Genomic DNA, 18523 nt, shown 5'->3' on the forward strand with positions numbered 1-18523 from the left:
TACTTAAAAGGTTAGGTCAGTAGATTGCTTTAAATAAGATTCGGAACTGGTTCCTACCATGATGTCAAAGAGGCCATCTTCCACAATGAATTCATTGGTATTATCATAAAAGCCCAAGTCTTCTCCGTTCAAAGTGAATGTTACCTCACGAGATTCTCCTGGTTTGAGCGATAGCTGTTTGAAGTCTACCAGTTTTTTGATCGGTTGGGCGAGACTTGCTACTCTGTCGCGAATATAAACCTGCACGGTCTCCTTCCCTGTTATTTCTGACGTATTGGTGACGTTCACGCTCACCTCCACTACACCTCTACTCGTCTTGAGCATTAAATCTGAGTAGCTAAATGATGCGTAGCTAAGCCCATGACCAAATGGGAAGACTCCTTCGTTAGGAACGTCGGTATAATGTGACCAAAAGACCAACCCATTGTCAAATGCATTAGTCACAGGCCTTCCGGTATTTTTCCTATCATAATGGAGTGGTTCTTGTCCTACATTATGAGGGAATGTAACTGGCAATTTACCAGAAGGATTGTACTTGCCAAACAAAACATCAGCTGTAGCATTTCCAGCTTCTGAGCCGGCAAACCATGTTTCCAGGATAGCTGGCGCTTGTTCGGCCAGTTCTGGAATAGCCAGTGGTCGTCCATTCATCAACACCACCACTACATTCGAATTTACTTTTGTGATTTCTTGAAAAAGCTCCAATTGCCTGCCAACCAGCCTGATGTCTGACTGACTTCTACCTTCTCCGGTTTGATAGCAATCTTCTCCTACAGCCATCACTACCACTTCAGCAGATTTGGCCACTTCTATTGCTTCGGCAAATCCCTCTCCTGTATCATTTGCCCATTTCAATTCATGTACAAAATCTCTTCTCCCTTCAGTAATGGTATATCCCTGTGCAAATGTCACCTTGGTTTTTCTAGATACGGCATTGCGGATACCCTCCTCCAGTGATACGGCGCTATTAGGCACTGCTTGGGCTCGCCAGTTGCCCAGAGGTATGTCTTTGCTACCAGCCAGTTGCCCAATCACGGCAATGGATTTAACGTTTGGGTCTAGTGGAAGCAAATCTCCCTGATTTTTCAGCAATACCATGGATTTCCTGGCCACATCTCTTGCAATGGCTTTTGTCTGATCATTGTACACTTCATTCTTCTCGCGAGACGTATCACTGTATCGGTATGGGTCATCAAATAATCCCAATTGATACTTTATGGTCAGTATTCTACGTACAGCGTCATCGAGTAGCGCCTCGTCAATAGCTCCTTTCTCTACCAGTCCCTGCAGGTAATATTCATAAATACGAGCCTCCATATCCATATCACTACCTGCGCTAAAAGCCAATAAACCCGCATGAGCAGAATCCCTGGCGACACCATGAGTCAACAGCTCCCCGATAGACCCCCAATCGGAAACCATAAAGCCGTCAAATCCCCATTTTCCTTTCAAAATATCTCGCTGAAGGTAGCTATCGGCTGTTGCCGGCACTCCACCTACATCATTAAATGCGTTCATAAATGTAGCTGCACCTGCCTCCACCGCTGCTTTGAAAGGAGGCAAAATGACATTGTACAAAGTTTGTCGAGACACATCTGCTGTGTTATAGTCTCTACCCGCTTCCGCAAAAGCATATCCTGCAAAGTGTTTGGCACAGGCTGCTATAGTGGTAGGGTCTGATAGGTCATCTCCCTGATAGCCCTTGATCCATGCTCTAGCCATTACTGAACTAAGGTATGGGTCTTCACCAGCCCCTTCCATGATACGGCCCCAGCGCGCATCATGACTCACATCAATCATCGGTGAGAATGTCCAGTGTACGCCACTTGCAGCAGTTTCTCTTGCCGCCAAGGCGGCACCTTGCCTCACCCCTTCATAATCCCAGGATGATGACTGACCAATTGGTACTGGCAGCATGGTTTTATAGCCATGGATGACATCATATCCAAATATCAGGGGAATACCCAACCGGCTATTCTCAACGGCCATTTTCTGGGCTTCTCTAGTCCCGTCAGCAGTCAATACATTGAGCATGCCTCCTACATAGCCGTTGCTAATGTTGTCTGCTTTCAGTTGATTATTACCGTCCTTGGGCACCGGACCGGTAAACTCCCAGGTCCCATTGTACATGTTCGTTTGTCCTACCTTCTCTGCCAAAGTCATCAACGACAGAAGACTATCTACTTTTTGAGTGATCTGAGCAGTTTTCAGTTGCTGAGAACTAAGTGCTGACGTAATCATCAGCGCACCTACCAAGAGTCTATATTTCATTATTTTGATAAACTTTTACGTAATCAATTTCCATTGTTTGAGGCCAGATAGAGTCATCCACGCCATACTTGCCACCCCAATTGCCGCCTACGGCCAGATTGAGAATGAGGTGGAAAGGTTGGTCAAAAGGCCAGCCTTCATAGTCTTCATTGTTTTTCTCTAGTGCGAGGTACTCTTTACCGTCTACTGACCAAACCATTTTGTTCTGGTCCCAGGCAAGTTCGTACTCGTGAAAGATATCACTGGCATCATCGAGATAGATACTGTCAGACTTTTGAGTTCCAATGACGTGGTTGTATTTCTCTGTATGAATGGTGCCATAAATCATCCCTTGATTATAGCCAACATGCTCCATAATGTCGATCTCACCATCTCTTGGCCATTTCATTTGGCGGTCCAGCGTTGGCAACATCCAAATCGCCGGCCAGGTGCCCTTTCCCTGTGGAAGCTTAGCCCTAACCTCAATTCTTCCATACTGCCAATCACCTTTTGCTTTGGAAATCAATTTGGCACTCGTATAATCTTTCGAGTCAAAACCATCTTTTAATGCAGTGATTTTCAACGAACCATCACTTACTGAAAGGTTCTTATGGTCATCAAGGTAATACTGTAGTTCGTTGTTTCCAAAGCCACAATTTCCAGGACAACCATCACTGACAATTGCGGTCCATTTACTTTGATCTAGCTCGTTTCCGTTGAAGTCATCAGACCAAACCAAAACCTGCTCAACATCGGCGGTGGTACTGGAGCTGGGGGTATCTGCACACTGCACACACAGGCACACCACACCTATCACTACCAGGAGTAATTTCTGCTTCATTATACTATTTTCATTTTGATCTCGAGAGTTAGGAACCTACCCAAATCCCGAGATCCAATCATCAATATATCTATAGAAATAGATGCTGTTTTAAAGTGCGAAACCAAATCAATATCCATCATTTTGCTTCAATACACCATTTGAAAGGTCTATTTCTACTTGGGGAATCGGTAAAAATCCTCTCGTGTCAGCATCGAAAGTCACCTCGTATACTGAAGGATCACCAGTGTAATATGAACCAATATCATTGGTAATGCTTAGTTCTTGTTGTGCAACTGTGACACCTCTTCTCAGAAGGTCGAAATACCTCAGTCCTTCACCTGCCAGCTCTCTTCTTCGCTCTTGAAACAGTGCATTCTCAGAGTAACTACCCAATGCGGATAAGCCAACTCGATTGCGGACCTCATTGAGGTAACTCACACTCTGACTTAGCTCAGCAGCCATCAGCAGCACATCGGCATATCGAATAGCTCTGTAATTGCTCATATTGTGTAGTTCGGGAGTTCCCACAGTCCCTCGATCTACCAAACGTGTCGTGTACTTGTTGTTGTAATAGCCGGTATGCTGATAAGAACCCGTATTCAGCGTTACGCCACTTTCGGCCAGCAACTGTGGCTGAGTGATGATGGTGGCGTCTAGTCTTGGATCCCCTTGCAGGTCTTGATACAGCTTATTTGACACGATAGCAAAAGCCCAACCTCTGTAGAAAGTGCTACCGCCGGTCACTCTTGGTCCCATCATCTGTGCCGCCAGATTGCCTTCCACATATTGCTCTGATCCCCAGTCTCCACCGACTGGCTCTCCAGCGTATGAAATTTCGAAAACACTCTCGATACTAAACTCATTGGCGGCCAGAAATAGCTCATCATAATTTGGTAACAAATCATGTCCACTATTGGCAATCAGATCCTCCAGCTGAGCCAAAACGTAGGCATCATCAATAGTCTGGTTACCTGCCGACATGCCGTTTCCGTATACTCCTTTCTCAAATAAATACACTCTTGCTAGCAGAGCCTGAGCAGCCCATTTAGTCGCTCTACCTGTACCTATTTGTGTAGGCAGGCTTGGTAGTGCATCGACCAGATCAGTAGCTATTTGATTGTACACCTCGGCTGGTGAACTCTGCTTGCGATTGCCATCTTCCAAACCCGATGGAACACTAGTTAATAAAGGTACATTCTCAAAGAAGCGAACCAATTCAAAGTTGAACCAGGCTCTCAAAAACTTAGCTTCGGCAATCAGGCGATCTACTTCGTTGGGATCAGCTCCTTCTAAAGCCGCTGCTTTTTCGATGGTGAAATTGGCCCGGAAGACACCGAAATAATTACGTTTCCAAATGGACCTGACTACATCGTTGGCAGTAGAAATTCTGAATCGATTGAATTCATCTTCCTCCGCACCATCTCCAGCATCCTGGCCTCCGGCATAAGCATCATCAGATAGAATTTCGGACATCACCAGGGTTGGTGACCAGGCCAGCCCGGTTCCCTTTTGGTGTCCCAGCACATCATACGAGGCAATTAACGCTTGCTCCACCTCATCGACGGTACTGAAGTAATTACTAGAAAACAAGGTAGCCTGGGGCTCCAATGTTAAGTAATCTTCAGAGCAAGAAGACAAGATGAGTATTGAAAGGAATAGTGTGAATATCTTTTTCATGATTTTATTCATTAGCATCTTTCAAATATTAAAATGTAATGGAAGTACCTATTCGGAATGTCCGAGCTTGAGGATATATCCCTCTGTCAATTCCCGTATCTCTAATATTGATATTTCCATTGCTTACAGTAGAACCCACCTCTGGATCAGCACCGCTGTATCCCGTGAGCGTCCAAAGATTCTCAGCCGAAATATAAACTCTCCAATTGCTAGCCTTTATTCGATCCAGTAAGTCTCCAGGGATTCTGTAGCCTAACTGAATGTTTTTAAGGCGCAGGTAAGAACCGTTCTCGATATTGATCATATCGGTTGCTCTGGTGTAGTTCTTGTTTGGATCGTTAATCACCAACCTTGGTACTGTCTGGCTAGGATTGTCCTCAGTCCACTGATCCAAAATGTAACTCTGTCTGTTCGACGTAAGTATGTCTGGTCGATTCATGCCGTTGAAGACATCCAGTCCCAGCTGACCGATAAGCAAGACTGACATATCAAACCCCTTATAGTTGGCAGAAAGGTTGGAACCAAGTGTCCAATCAGGCAGTGGGCTTCCGATGATTGTACGGTCTGCATCTGATATCACTCCATCTTCGTTTACATCTACATAGCGGATATCACCTGGTTTAGCATTTGGCTGAAGGACATCTCCCTGTTTACTTATATGAGAGAATACTTCGTTTTGGGACTGGAAGATTCCATCAGTCTTGTAACCGTAAAATGATACAACTGGACTTCCTTCAATGGTTCTGGTTACTTCACCTGAAAGTGCCCATGATGCACCAGAAATAAACCCAGCCTCATTAGCTACTTTGGTCATAGTATTTTGATTGTATGTCGCATTTGCTCCAATGGAATACCCAAAGTCTCCTTTGGATTCTCTCCATTCCAAAGTGATTTCATATCCTTCGTTTTCCATCTCACCCACATTGGCCACACGAAGATCCTGACCTAATGAAGCTACGCTGGTAACCGTTTGCAGCAGATCTTTGGTGGTCTTCTTATAATAATCAAAAGTGGCAGTCAGGCGGTTATCTAAGAAGCCAGTCTCCACTCCTATATCAATCTGCTCTGAAGCTTCCCATTTGATGTCCTGATTCTCCAAAAACGCAGGTATGGCACCTAAGACCGCTCCTGAAGCCATGTTATAAGCTATGTTAAAATCAACCGTAGATTCATACAAGAATGTACCAATTCGGTCATTACCGTTTTGTCCCCACGAGGCACGCAGTTTGAGCAAACTAAGAGCTCTCCATCTTGGAAAGAAAGGTTCTTCGTTGATTACCCAACTGGCACCTACAGACCAGAAGTTGGCGAACTTGTTATTGGCCCCGAAGTTGGATGAGCCATCTCTTCTCTGAGTGACTGATAAGGAAACTCGGTCATTGTAGTCATAAAGCAGTCTGGAGAAAAACGAAGCTCTCGTAGTTCTGGATGCAGTACCTCCAGAGGTCTGTGTGGAATCTACGGTAAGATCCAAATAAATCAGGTTAGGGTTGTCAGTATTGATGCCCTGACCTCCTCCTGCCAGTACCTCCCAGTTGTTGTCGAGAGTGGTAGTACCAGCAAGTAAATTGAAGCGGTGGTTTCCGATCTCCTTTACATAGGAAATGGTGTTTTCCCATTGCAGCACTGAGTTTTTCTGAATCTGATGACTCATACTGGTTGTTGCAGTATTATTGAAGGTACCTGTGAGAAAATAAAGTGGTTGATGTGATCGGATATCCAGGTAGCTCACATCTACTCCCAGTGTCGTTTTCAGCTGCAATCCTTCTATTGGCTCCACCTGAGCAAACACATTACCTAGAATCTGGTCTTTAGTAACCACCTGATTTTGGATTTCGAGTCTTGCTAGTGGGTTAACTACCTCACCTGCCACATACTGTGAAATGCCATAAATATTGCCATTACCATCTGTGACGACAGGCTCTACTGAGTATGGAGCTTGATCAAGAAGCGCCTGGTCGGTTTGAAACACAGGTGTGAGCGGATCAAGATTTAGCGCACTGCTGTAGGCGCCATTAAATGATCCATTACTAGTAACACCTCTTGTTTTCAGGTGAGTGAAAGTCAGGGTATTACCCCAGCTGAATACGTCGTTCACATCCGTTCTGGAGTTGAGTCTGGCAGTATATCTTTCAAATTTAGATTTATCCCCACCGATGATCCCTTCCTGGTTGAAGTAAGAAAGACTAGAGGCAAAAGCTGTTTTGTCATTGCCACCTTCTACCCCGATGTAATGGCTTTCTATCGGAGAGTTGCTGGTAAATAGCTCTTCCTGCCAGTCCGTGTTATGGGTGGGGATTTGGTTGGGGTCAATAGCAGAACCATCCAGCTTTCTCGCACCAGCCTGAGCCATTACCTGCTGGTATTGATCGGCATCTAGTAGGTCTACTTTTTTGGCTGCATTTTGAATTCCATAATATCCGGTGTAAGTGACCGACACCCGACCTTCTTTGTTTCCTGACTTAGTGGTTATTAAAATCACCCCGTTGGCAGCACGTGCTCCATAGATAGAAGTGGATGCTGCATCTTTTAACACCTCCATAGACTTAATGTCAGCAGGGTTAAGATTATCTATACTCGCCACAGCAATACCGTCTACAAGTATGAGTGGATCTGCGTTACCGTCTGTACCGATACCTCTGATACGTATGCTTGGTCGCTCACCTGGCTGTCCAGACTGATTGAGTAGCTGAACACCGGCAGCCCTACCCTGTAGCGCCTGATCAACAGTAACTACAGGCGTAGAGGTGATCTCTTCCGAAGACACACTCTCAATTGATCCGGTTAAAACTTTTTTCTTCTGTACACCATATCCGATGACTACTACTTCATTGAGTTCTGAAATATCCAGAGTCATGGATACATTGATTTCTGATTGGCTGGACACGACTATTTCTTGCGTCTTGTATCCCACGAATGAATAGGTCAGTGTAGCACCTTCTTCGGGTATGGCAAGGGTATAACCTCCATCCATGTCGGTAATCGTACCATTGGAGGTACCTTTCTGCAAGATGGTGACTCCAGGGAGGGTTTCTCCTGTTTCTGAGTCAGTCACCGTGCCTGATACTGTTCGCTGTGCAACAGCCCATATCGAAAAGAGCATGAGCAGCACAGATGTGAATTTCTTTTTCATTTTTACTTGATTTAGTCTCTTTTCAATTTTCCTGGAACACTCTGATATAGTCTACCTTCATCTCTTGAGGAAACTGCGTACTTGAGTTGGGGCTTCCTGGCCAGTTGCCACCTACGGCCACATTCATGATGAGGAAAAAGTCTTGTCTGAACTCGGAGAGTCCGGCGGGAGTAATATCTATGATGTGATACTGCTCATCATTGATCATCCATTTGATGGATGTATTGGTCCAAATAAGACTGTATACATAATACTTGTCGCTGAGATTTCCGGAGGCTACTTTTTTACTACCCGAGTAGGAAGCATATCCGCCATCATCCCAGTGCACTGTGCCATGAGTAACATTATCCCTACCATCTCCACCACCAATCATTTCCATGATATCGATCTCTCCACATGCAGGCCAGCTCACTTGATTGATGTTAGCTCCCAGCATCCAAAGTGCCGGCCATATTCCCTGGCCTTCAGGTAGTTTGGCTCTTATATCTACTCGTCCGTATTGGAATTCAAATTTGTCCTGTGTGGTCAGTCTACTGGAAGTATAGGATTTCCCTGAAAAGGATTGATTCCTAGCCTGAATGGTCAGTTTACCATTACTTACAGATGTGTTTTCTTCTCTATAGAATTGGAGCTCATTATTACCCCAACCACACACATTAGGACATCCATCTCCTATTTCAAAATTCCATTTGCTTTGATCTACACCTTCACCATTGAACTCATCTTGCCAGATCAGATCCATACCATCATAAGAAAGCGGGGTTTCATAACCTTCGTCTCCGTCCACCGGTCCACCATCTCCGATTTCTACAGTGATGCTCTTTTCATAAGCACGATAGCGACCTGATGCTCCATATGCCCGCACTTCTACTGGATACACGCCTGTGGATTCGTACGTATGTGTGAAAGTACCTGACTCATTAGACTGGAGTTCTGATCCATCTCCAGCATCAAAAGTGTACTCCACGGTGTTGTCACTTTGGGCCTCAATGGTGATCAATGCACTGTTTTGCGGATCCACATTGACCATTACATCCAGAAATGTGGGCTCATTAGATGGAGTGGTTTTCTCCTCCTGGCAGCTGATGAAGTATCCTGCGAACAGTATGATGAGATAAATATTTCTCATGGAAAATTTGAGTTTGTAAGGATTGGGAAAAGAAAGAGATGCCCGCAATGGGCAATCTCTTTCCGGTTTTTAAGTTGAGAAGTAATTCCCTTGACTATTGATTATCTCAATAGAAGTAAATGTTGTCTACAAATAGTGTTGGTGAGTCACCAGCACCTGCATCATCAAATTTGAATTGGATAGTCTTAGTTAAGTCCACCACTGAAGTGAACTCACTTAGAGGCACGTCATAACTAACCCACTTGCCTGTTTCAATTGTCAGTGCGTATGGAGTTTCGTTAGGTCCTTCACTAATCAGTGATAGATTCACTGTAGTGGCATCTGCAGTCCACACATCGAGGTGTACATGAGTCTTGCCAGAAACATCCTGCATGTTGCCTGCCCAGTCAATTCCCTGGTAGGTCAAACCTTCCATTTTCAGCGTGTTGTTGTCTCCAATAGTCACTACAGTAGTGTTAGTAGCCTGCCCCCAATCAGGGTCTGTGTTTACGCCATCCACGGCAGTATAAGCATCACTGAAAATAGATACAACATCACCTTCTGCTTGCGTAGGCGCAGGAGCAGCTTCAGCTGGTGACGACTGTGATGTACCACTGAAGAAATAAATGTTATCAAGGAAGATCGTACGCTGACCATCACCTCCATCAAACTTCAACTGGATGACACCTGACAGGTCTACCACTTCAGAGAATTCAGAAAGCGCAATATCGTATCCTTTCCATGCACTAGCAGTAATGGTAAGAGCTACAGGAGTTTCTGCTCCGTCACTAATTAAGAATACATTTACTTCCTCAGCATTGGAAGTCCACATGTCTAGGTGCAGATAATCCATACCTGACAGGTCCTGTGCATTTCCAGAAAAATCAATGCCCTGATAGTTGAATGCAGCAAGTTTTAACATGTTGTTGTCACCGATTGTCTCACCAGTCAAATCTGTAGACTGACCCCAATCTGGATCAAGGTTCACTCCATCGATATCAGTGTAAGCATCACTGTAGATTGAAATGACATCAGCTGCGTCAGCTGTTGGTGTATCAGCGGCCTCTTCCGGTGTGCCACTTTCTGCAACCTGGCATTCACTTACTACTACAGGGCTGGTTTCACCATAGCTCACCAAAGTAGATCTCCAGTAAGCAAGACCAGTTGGTGATCCTTCGTGAGCAAACTCCACCTCCACGATCAGTGTATCCACATCAGCGTCTACTAATTTCACCACATTATAAGTTACGCTTTCTACTGGCGCAGTTACTTCACCATCAGGTGTGGCTTTAGGAATACCAATGAATCCTCCATCAATCTTAAGTGTAGCAGCAGATGCATCATAGGTGAAATCGTGAGTACCAGAGTTCCAGCTGCTCAGATCTTCGCCATTGGCACCTATCCAGTTGTCAGCTACGGAAGCATCAAAACAAGTACCATTGATCTCTTCTTTGAAAGCACCTTCAGCAAATGCGTCACCTTGATTATCAAAAGTGAATGTGCCATCGGTGTTGAATGTCCAGGTATCGTTGAAGATACATGGTCTCTCGCAAAGCTGCACATTCACACCAAGTCCCCACCACCATACAGATCGGTCAGTAGGTCCAACTTCGAAAACGGCATGCATGCCACCTTGTGAATCTGCGAGCAGATGCCACGTCTTGCCATCCTCTCCGATCAAGGTTCTTTGAGCAGCTAGTGGGTCAGTCACCTCTACAGATTCAGATTTAGTTGCAGAAACTCCATCAGCATTAGTGGCAGTCAAAGTCACAGTATATGTTCCTCCCGCATCATAAACATGCACTGGGCTCTCATCTGTAGACAGCTCTGAGTCATCACCAAAATCCCAACTGTAAGTAGTGGCATTCTGTGAAAAATTAGTAAAAGTTACTTCAGCCCAATTCTCTGAACTGACTTCAAATTGAAAGCTTGCTACTGGTTCGCCAACTTCCGGATCATCTTTGTCATCGCCCAATTCACAGGAAGCTGTAAAGACTAAAAGTGCAATTACAGGCAGCCAACGAAAATGCCTCATGTAATCAATCTTCTTCATAATTTTCAATTTTAGATGTTTGTTTTAAGGTCCTTTTTAAGAATTTGAAAACTTGCACACGTTTTCATTATTCAATTCTCAAATCTGACTTATTCACCTGTATTGAATTGAAGAATACACTACATCATTAATACATCAGATACATCAAACCACCTCATCAATACTACATCAAATGGATTCATAATAGCCTTTAACCGTTTATAAAAGGTGTTTCTACATTTTTCTTATTTATCTTTCATTTCTCATTAAACTCATCACCAAGCATCTTATTATTTGCCTCAACCCTAAAATGATGATGTACCGAACAATCTCATTTGTATGCCTTCTTTTGATTAGCATTTCAGTAATGTGCCAGAGGGATCATTATGGATTTTCCAAAATACCGCTGACCAAAACCTTCAACACGAATGACTATGATGGTGGTATCCAGAACTGGAACATCAAGGAGGATAGAAGAGGGTTTATTTATGTGGCCAATAATTTTGGGCTACTGGAATATGATGGAGTAAGCTGGCGAAGGTATGAGGTGCAAAACAATACAAGACTCAGATCAGTATTCATTGACCAGAATGGTCGTATCTATGCCGGCGGACAAAATCAACTAGGATACTTTACTCCTGACTCCACAGGTTTTCTTCACTTTGTGAGTATCAGAGATCAGCTGGACAAGTCTGACAGACCACTGGAAGACGTGTGGAGAATCATCAAATACAACAATTCCATTCTCTTCTCCTCTTATCAAGGCATAATAGAATACGATGGGAAGACCTTGCAATGGATGCCGGAATCCTTCGGTTCGGAAACCGCTTTTGTCATCGGTGAGAGCTTGTATGCTTACCTACCAAAAGAAGGCCTGAGCAAATGGAATGGTAGTGACTTTGACCTTTTAGAAGGGAGTGAAGTATTGCAAAAGAGCACAGTAACAGCGATTCTACCACATAAAAACAACAGTCTGCTGGTATTTCAGGAAGATGGCAACATCTATCTGTACCGACAAGGTCAGTTTGTAAAATGGCGCTTAAAAGCAGATAAGTTCTTGCTGGCATCTCAAATCAATCAGGCCATTCTGCTTTCTAATAACCACATTGCCATTGGCACACAAAACAATGGCTTGCTGATCATGACTAGCGAAGGTGAAGTAGTCAAGCACCTTACGAAAGGAAAGGGTCTAAACAATCGCACGGTCCTATCGCTACATGAAGATAGGTTTTCTAATCTATGGATTGGACTCAATAATGGAATAACGATGGTAGAGCTAGGCTCACCATTCTCCATCGTGGATGAGCAATCGGGTCTGCCGGGTACCGGCTATACGGCTTTACTGCATCATGACCGTATTTACCTCGGCACCAGTAACGGTTTATTCCACCAGGGAATCCAACCAGATCCCATCTCTGAAGAATCTGACCAATACCAACTGGTACAAAACTCAAGCGGGCAAGTCTATAATCTTCAAAACATAGATGAACGATTGTACCTGTCACATCACGATGGCGCCTTTCTGGTGAATGAAGATAGAGCTGAGCAGTTCTATGATGAAAACGGAGTGTGGAAACTGATGAAAATACCGAATAGCAAGCTCCTGCTGATGGGTGGATACGAAGGGTTTAACACCGTACACCCTGAGGAACATTTAGTCTCGGAAAAACTTGGCACCTTCGGAGAGTCTAGTCGAGTATTTGAGTTTTTAAATGACTCTACAGTCTTCATGACCCATGGGTATAAAGGTGTGTATAAACTTACGTTCGACTTCCAATCCAATGAGATACATAACCTGGAGTTTTATGGTGATCAATCCGGATTTCCCTCCAATATTCTAATCAATGTATTCAACCTGAGCAACGAGCTGATTTTTGCAGCGGAGAGTGGCATTTTCACCTATGACCAACAGGCTGACTCCATGAGACACCTCCCTGATCTGGAAGCGTATCTCAGTGCCAGCTCACATATCAGTGAACTGAGTCAAGATGTGGCCGGGAATATCTATTATTTGAGCAATGAAGGCATCGGATATCTTGAAAAAACACCTTTTGGTGGTTATAACACGCATGAGGCAGAATTTAGCAGAATCATCAAATACCTCTCCGATGACCTGGAAAACGTCAGTATCATTGATCACGAAAATGTGTTTTTTGGTGCCAAAGAAGGGTTTATCCATTACAATCCAAGTATCAAAAAGATCCGCGATCAGGAGTTTAAGGCTTTCATTCGCAGTGTGAGTGCTAAAACAGATCAAGAGGAGCGCCTATTCGGTGGAAGCACTTCATTTCACAAGTCTGAGAGCTCAACACCCTCGCTCCCAGCCTATTTTTCTTCCTTACGCTTTCTGTACGCTTCTCCCTATTTTGACGGGCAGGATGACATGGAATTTCAGTTCATGCTGGAAAACTTCGAATCAGACTGGTCAGACTGGAGTGCAGCCACCGAAAAAGAATACACCAACCTCTCACAAGGTGACTACACCTTTAGAGTGAGGGCCAGAAATGTTTTTGGTGATATCAGTGAAGAAGCCACATTTACTTTTCGTGTCTATCCACCATGGTACAGATCCAGAGCTGCTTACATATCTTATGCATTGATATTGGTAGCCATTTTTGGAGTTTCAATGCTTATCCTGGACATCAAGCATAAAAAGGATAAGCAAATGCTCACCATTAATCAAAAACGTGAGTTGATGAAGAAGGACAATGAATTGGTAGAAGTTTCTAAGAAATCAGAAGAGCAAATCACCAAACTTCGAAACGACAAACTACGCTCGGAAATTGATCATAAGAACCGTGAGTTGGCCACCACGACCATGCACCTCATCAATAAAAATGAATTCATGCTCTCCATCAGGGATGCCCTGAAAGAATCCAGCAAGACCAGTAATAAGGATGGTTATAAAAAAATCATTCGAGACATAGACCGAAACCTATCTGAGGATGAAGGATGGGAACAGTTTACCAAGCACTTTGATCAGGTCCATGGTGATTTCCTAACCAATGTCAAAAAAGATCATCCCACACTCACACCACAGGAAATCAAACTGTGTGCGTACCTTAGAATGAACATGACTTCCAAAGAAATAGCCAACTTGCTGAACATATCCGTACGTGGTGTGGAAATCAGCAGATATCGTCTGCGGAAAAAATTGAATATCAGTCGTGATGTAAATCTGGTAGAATACATGATGGAGTATTCTTGACCATTGAATTAACTTTAAACAAAACCCAAAGATCATGAAAGTCCTCTTCTCAATAATTGTCTTCACCTTGGCGCTCATTACATCTGCTCAGACCAGAGATTACTATCAGTTGAAAATCTACCGAATGGTCGATGCAGAGCAAGGCAATGAATTGGAATCCTATTTTGAGTCAGCCTATGTCCCTGCTCTAAAACGTGCAGGAGTGTCTCATGTAGGAGTGTTTAAAAATATTGAATTAGAAGGCATTGATAACCAGGTGGCAGACGGAGCTTACTATGTATTGATCCCTATGGCATCCATGACTGACGTAGAATTACTGGATAAAAAGATCTCCGAAGACCCAAAATACATTCAAAGTGCATCAGACTACCTCAATGCCAATCATGACCAAGCTCCTTATGCCAGACTAGAGATCGTACTGTTAAAGGCATTTGAGGATCACCCAAACTACCGACTACCACAGTTGACTGCTCCAATGGGCGAGCGCATCTACGAGCTTAGGAGCTATGAGAGCCCAACAGAAACGTACTTCCAGAACAAACTAAAAATGTTCAACCAAGGTGATGAAATTGGTCTTTTTAGCCGACTCGGATTCAATGCATCATTTTATGGAGAAGTACTCGCTGGATCGGCTATGCCTAACCTGATGTACATGACTTCTTATAACAATCGTGCAGACAGAGATGACAAGTGGAAGCAGTTTGTCAACGACCCGCAATGGAAAAGCCTCATAGGTGACGAACAGTATGCCAACAACGTATCAAGTGCTGATCTGATCTTTCTCAGACCCCTCTCTTTTTCAGATTTTTAACACCTGGTAAACAACCTGATCAGATTCCCAACGTTCGGAAAGAGAAAAATAACCTAAAGCAACCCTTTTCCCGATTGCTGCATCTGACTTACATGGATCAAAAACTCAATTCACTACTTACTATCTTAATGATCATCTGCACCCAATTCAGTCTGGACGCTCAATCCATCCGTGCAGTCATTTTTGATAAGGAAACCAATGAACCGCTCCCCTTTTGTACTATCGGCATTGCTGGTAAGAGTGCTGGCACGGTGGCTAATGCTGAAGGAAGGTTTATACTAGGAAGCGAAACTTTTCAAGCAAGTGATACGCTGGTTATCAGCCACATCGGATATGAGCCTTACAGGAAAAATGTGCAAACAGTACCCGAAACGATTTACCTCAACCCGGCCTCCATCACCTTAAATGAGGTCTCCATCCTCTCCAGGGAATTAAGTGCCAAAGAAATCATCGCTAAAATTGAGGAGAATTTTAAGGAAAACCACCCTAGTGTCAACGAGAAACGTCGGGTATTTCTCCACGAGTACGAACGCGCAAAGTTTCCCCAAGACAGGGAGTTTACAATCAGAGAGTCTGATTTTGAAGGATTGGAACCAGAGGTCATCCAGGAGCTAATCGATAAACTTCCCAACGAATTTGTAGAATATAGAGATGCATTGGTAGAGCTCTACTTGCACAAACCCAAACCAAAGTTGGTCCCGATTGATGCCATCTCCCTGGAGGAACAATCCATGATGGATCTGGCTAATGAAATGGAAGATAAGTTCAAAGACTTTGGTGAAAGCATCAAAGAAAGCGTGAAAAACGAAGACGAGTATTTCAAATTCCGTACCGGCATTCTATCCTTCAAGGCAGATATCGATACCACCAATGAAGAATCCGCTGACTCGGCAGTATTTCAAAACGATGTAGACTTCTGGACTCATTCCATACTAGGCTACCAACAGCGCTATGCTGATATCAATAGTGAAAACTGGGAGTTCATTACCAAACCCGGCAAATACCGCTACGAAAAAGGTGATGTGACCATCGTCAATGACGAGTTGGTCTATCAGGTAAAATTCAGACCCAAAATGGGTGGCCTCTTCGAAGGCGTTATCTATTGCTCAACAAACACTTTCGGAGTATTGCAGGTGGATTATGCTTACGCTGATGGCAAAAGTGATGAAAACTTTCAGTTGTTTGGAATCGGCCACTCCATGGAAGGGAAACAAGCGCAAGTGATTTACGAACATACCAGGGATGGATATTTGCTGAAATACATCAATGCTTCTGAAAAGGAAACAGCATCAATAGAACGAGGATTCTCCTTTGTGAAGAAAGAAAAGCGTTTTCTATGGGACAAAACAGTCAACAAGCTAAGTATGGACCTGGACCTGTACTTTGACATAGAAGACCGAGTGGAGCTGCTAGTCATGGATCGGGAACCATTGTCTCAGGAAACTTATGACAATATAACTCCTCCTGAAAAAATGAACTTCAGAAAAGAAATCAGCAACTCACCTGACATCTGGAACAATCAGACCATATTAGCTCCCACCTCAGAACTAGCCAAATACAAGCGATCGGAGAAGAACTAATCAATACTAGGCGCCAATACGGCCTTCGTTGCCCATAGTGAAGGGATCATCCAGGTCACACCAGTCTGGATTGGAGATGTGTAAGAGCCTGTAGTGCTGTTTGATACGTTTTTCATCAATCACCAGCTCACCAGAGCTTTTCTGATAGGTCATGTACCATGGAGTGCCATAGTCCGTACACTTCTCTAGCATTTGCATTTCATTTAGGTGCAGATAGTGCTCCCAAATTCCGTCCAGAAAGTGTCGGTCTCGGTCTTTAATCTGCTCCAGAATCGCCACATCTAACGTAGCGTAAATATCCTTTTGCTTGCTGTAAAACTTATGAACGGATTCGATAACGGGCCCATGTCTCCAGGCTTTGACTTTGTCCTTGATCAAAGGTCGTCCGTCAATTGCCAGGTGCCATCCATGGGCGAAATATACAAGGAATTCAGCTTTGTGAGCTGTAATGGGCTGCTGAGTTGATTGGGATTGACTCACGAAATAGTGAGCAACTGTAAGTGCGTTATACATCGTCTGTCTAATTAGCTGGAAAGTCTAAAGTAGACAGGGAAAAACTAATTCGCAAGTTTTTAACTTAAATAATCACTATTTTTTATTGAAATAATATAATTTATTGCTATTTAACCTAATCAACATCTGTAGAGACCTTTCTTCCTTCCGTCCCCTGAAATAAACCACAAAACCGTGTAACCGATAGTTATTAGCTATGTATATTCGGGTCAAACTAAGACTCAAATTGCTTCCCGGACTTTACTACAAATCCGCCATCCTGCTGTTCCTCACGGTACACGGACTAGTACTTACCGTGATTCTACTTAGGTACTATTATAATAATGGCTCGAGACAAGCTCTATGGCTCTCTGCTCTTCTTTTCCTATCAGTTCTAATGCTCTGCCCCTGGATGTTCGGCCATTTTGGTTGGTACAGCAGAGATGGTTTTCGTGAAGCTCTATTTTACATTCCATTCCATCAGTACTACTTTATCGGACCCGTTTTGTACTTGTATGTGTTGAGTCTCACCACAGGCAAATCTCTACCAAAAGCCTGGATACACTTTCTACCAGGACTGATCTACTTGCTTTATTCACTTGTCATTTTCATCACCGATTACCTGATGGGGACTCCTTTTTTCTATGCTGATGGACGAGACAAGGACCTCTCCTTTTCCTATCAGATCTTAGGTATGTTATCCATCACCATCTACCTTGTGTTGGCTATTCGAGATCATCGCAGACATAGAAGATCTATTCTGCATGAAGTAAGCTATGCTGAAGAAGTAAAACTTACCTGGCTCAATCATTTTCTGTCCTCATTTTTACTGATACTAGTATTGAGGATCACTTTTTTTCTACTCTACCCCAATTGGGGTGATTTTGGTGAAAAATGGTGGTTTTATCTGTTTTTTGGACTTATTTTTTATTACATCGGTTGGCAAGGTTGCTTCCAGGTTTTGAGAAATCCAACAGCTATTACCAGACCTCCTATCCCCGAGGAAACTCCAAAGACAAATGCCTTCTCTAAGCAGGAGCTAGAGAATCTCAAAGTGAAAATAGAGTACTCCATGACTAAGGAGCATTTATATAAGAACCCTCATTTATCTCTGGAAATGCTGGCCTCCCATCTTCAGATAAGCCGTCAGGCACTTTCATATGTGATTAATCAGGGGTTCGAAATGAACTTCAACGACTACATCAATAAGCATCGGATACAGGCGTTTCAATTGATGGTTCAGGATAATCGAAACATGCACCTAACCTTGCTTGGTAAAGCTCTTGAGTGTGGCTTTAATTCTAAAAGTACCTTCAATCGTGTGTTTAAAAAACAAACAGGTAATTCCCCTCAGTCTTTTATTCAAGAAATTGAGTCCCAAAAGATCATATGAGACGATGAAATTTGAA

Annotated in this window: 11 protein-coding genes; 4 read left to right on the top strand and 7 right to left on the bottom strand. The window is 43.6% G+C overall.

All coding sequences use genetic code 11. From position 1 onward, the window contains the following. Positions 1 to 3: 3 nt before the first annotated feature. The 6 genes from bglX to ACO067_RS01045 all read right to left on the bottom strand — a co-directional run bounded on the left by bglX (position 4) and on the right by ACO067_RS01045 (position 11044). Positions 4 to 2271: a beta-glucosidase BglX gene (bglX, locus tag ACO067_RS01020; protein WP_421869445.1), complete on the bottom strand. Its 2268-nt coding sequence runs from the start codon at positions 2269 to 2271 to the stop codon at positions 4 to 6. Continuing rightward, positions 2261 to 3091, bottom strand: a complete 831-nt coding sequence (locus ACO067_RS01025; protein ID WP_421869448.1) for a glycoside hydrolase family 16 protein — start codon at positions 3089 to 3091, stop codon at positions 2261 to 2263. The genes bglX and ACO067_RS01025 overlap by 11 nt, the downstream gene beginning before the upstream one ends. Before the next feature lie 108 nt (positions 3092 to 3199). After that, entirely contained in the window at positions 3200 to 4750 is a 1551-nt protein-coding gene (locus ACO067_RS01030; protein ID WP_421869451.1) for a RagB/SusD family nutrient uptake outer membrane protein, read from the bottom strand. 28 nt (positions 4751 to 4778) lie between these two features. After that, positions 4779 to 7883, bottom strand: coding sequence for a SusC/RagA family TonB-linked outer membrane protein (locus ACO067_RS01035; RefSeq protein WP_421869454.1), 3105 nt, complete (start codon positions 7881 to 7883; stop codon positions 4779 to 4781). Positions 7884 to 7905: 22 nt separating this feature from the next. Further along, on the bottom strand, positions 7906 to 9012 hold the full coding sequence (locus tag ACO067_RS01040; protein WP_421869457.1) for a family 16 glycosylhydrolase: 1107 nt from the start codon (positions 9010 to 9012) through the stop codon (positions 7906 to 7908). Between the two features lie 106 nt (positions 9013 to 9118). Then, on the bottom strand, positions 9119 to 11044 hold the full coding sequence (locus tag ACO067_RS01045; protein WP_421869460.1) for a PKD domain-containing protein: 1926 nt from the start codon (positions 11042 to 11044) through the stop codon (positions 9119 to 9121). Positions 11045 to 11390: 346 nt separating this feature from the next. Between ACO067_RS01045 and ACO067_RS01050 the strand changes: the two genes are divergently transcribed. From ACO067_RS01050 to ACO067_RS01060, 3 genes are all read left to right on the top strand, one after another. Next, a complete protein-coding gene (locus ACO067_RS01050; protein WP_421869463.1) occupies positions 11391 to 14231 on the top strand; it encodes a triple tyrosine motif-containing protein in 2841 nt (946 codons plus the stop codon). A gap of 34 nt (positions 14232 to 14265) precedes the next feature. Continuing rightward, positions 14266 to 15042 carry an NIPSNAP family protein gene (locus tag ACO067_RS01055; RefSeq protein ID WP_421869467.1) on the top strand — a complete coding sequence of 259 codons (777 nt, stop codon included), beginning with the start codon at positions 14266 to 14268 and terminating at the stop codon, positions 15040 to 15042. Between the two features lie 74 nt (positions 15043 to 15116). Further along, complete coding sequence (locus tag ACO067_RS01060) at positions 15117 to 16622, top strand: carboxypeptidase-like regulatory domain-containing protein (RefSeq protein ID WP_421869470.1); 1506 nt, start codon at positions 15117 to 15119, stop codon at positions 16620 to 16622. 6 nt (positions 16623 to 16628) lie between these two features. Here the strand turns inward: ACO067_RS01060 and ACO067_RS01065 are convergent, their stop codons facing one another. After that, entirely contained in the window at positions 16629 to 17135 is a 507-nt protein-coding gene (locus ACO067_RS01065) for a Panacea domain-containing protein (protein WP_421869473.1), read from the bottom strand. 196 nt (positions 17136 to 17331) lie between these two features. Here ACO067_RS01065 and ACO067_RS01070 point away from each other — a divergent pair, with 196 nt between their 5' ends. Then, positions 17332 to 18507, top strand: a complete 1176-nt coding sequence (locus tag ACO067_RS01070) for a helix-turn-helix domain-containing protein (protein ID WP_421869475.1) — start codon at positions 17332 to 17334, stop codon at positions 18505 to 18507. Positions 18508 to 18523: the final 16 nt, after the last annotated feature.

The sequence above is a fragment of the Marinoscillum sp. genome, from assembly GCF_965229915.1.
GTDB lineage: Bacteria > Bacteroidota > Bacteroidia > Cytophagales > Cyclobacteriaceae > Marinoscillum.

Excerpts from the sequence above, each read along its gene's own strand:
- ACO067_RS01030 (WP_421869451.1), bottom strand. The coding sequence starts at position 4,750 with ATGAAAAAGATATTCACACTATTCCTTTCAATACTCATCTTGTCTTCT.
- ACO067_RS01040 (WP_421869457.1), bottom strand. The coding sequence starts at position 9,012 with ATGAGAAATATTTATCTCATCATACTGTTCGCAGGATACTTCATCAGC.
- ACO067_RS01045 (WP_421869460.1), bottom strand. The coding sequence starts at position 11,044 with ATGAAGAAGATTGATTACATGAGGCATTTTCGTTGGCTGCCTGTAATT.
- ACO067_RS01050 (WP_421869463.1), top strand. The coding sequence starts at position 11,391 with ATGTGCCAGAGGGATCATTATGGATTTTCCAAAATACCGCTGACCAAA.
- ACO067_RS01065 (WP_421869473.1), bottom strand. The coding sequence starts at position 17,135 with ATGTATAACGCACTTACAGTTGCTCACTATTTCGTGAGTCAATCCCAA.
- bglX (WP_421869445.1), bottom strand. The coding sequence starts at position 2,271 with ATGAAATATAGACTCTTGGTAGGTGCGCTGATGATTACGTCAGCACTT.
- ACO067_RS01055 (WP_421869467.1), top strand. The coding sequence starts at position 14,266 with ATGAAAGTCCTCTTCTCAATAATTGTCTTCACCTTGGCGCTCATTACA.
- ACO067_RS01070 (WP_421869475.1), top strand. The coding sequence starts at position 17,332 with ATGTATATTCGGGTCAAACTAAGACTCAAATTGCTTCCCGGACTTTAC.
- ACO067_RS01025 (WP_421869448.1), bottom strand. The coding sequence starts at position 3,091 with ATGAAGCAGAAATTACTCCTGGTAGTGATAGGTGTGGTGTGCCTGTGT.
- ACO067_RS01035 (WP_421869454.1), bottom strand. The coding sequence starts at position 7,883 with ATGAAAAAGAAATTCACATCTGTGCTGCTCATGCTCTTTTCGATATGG.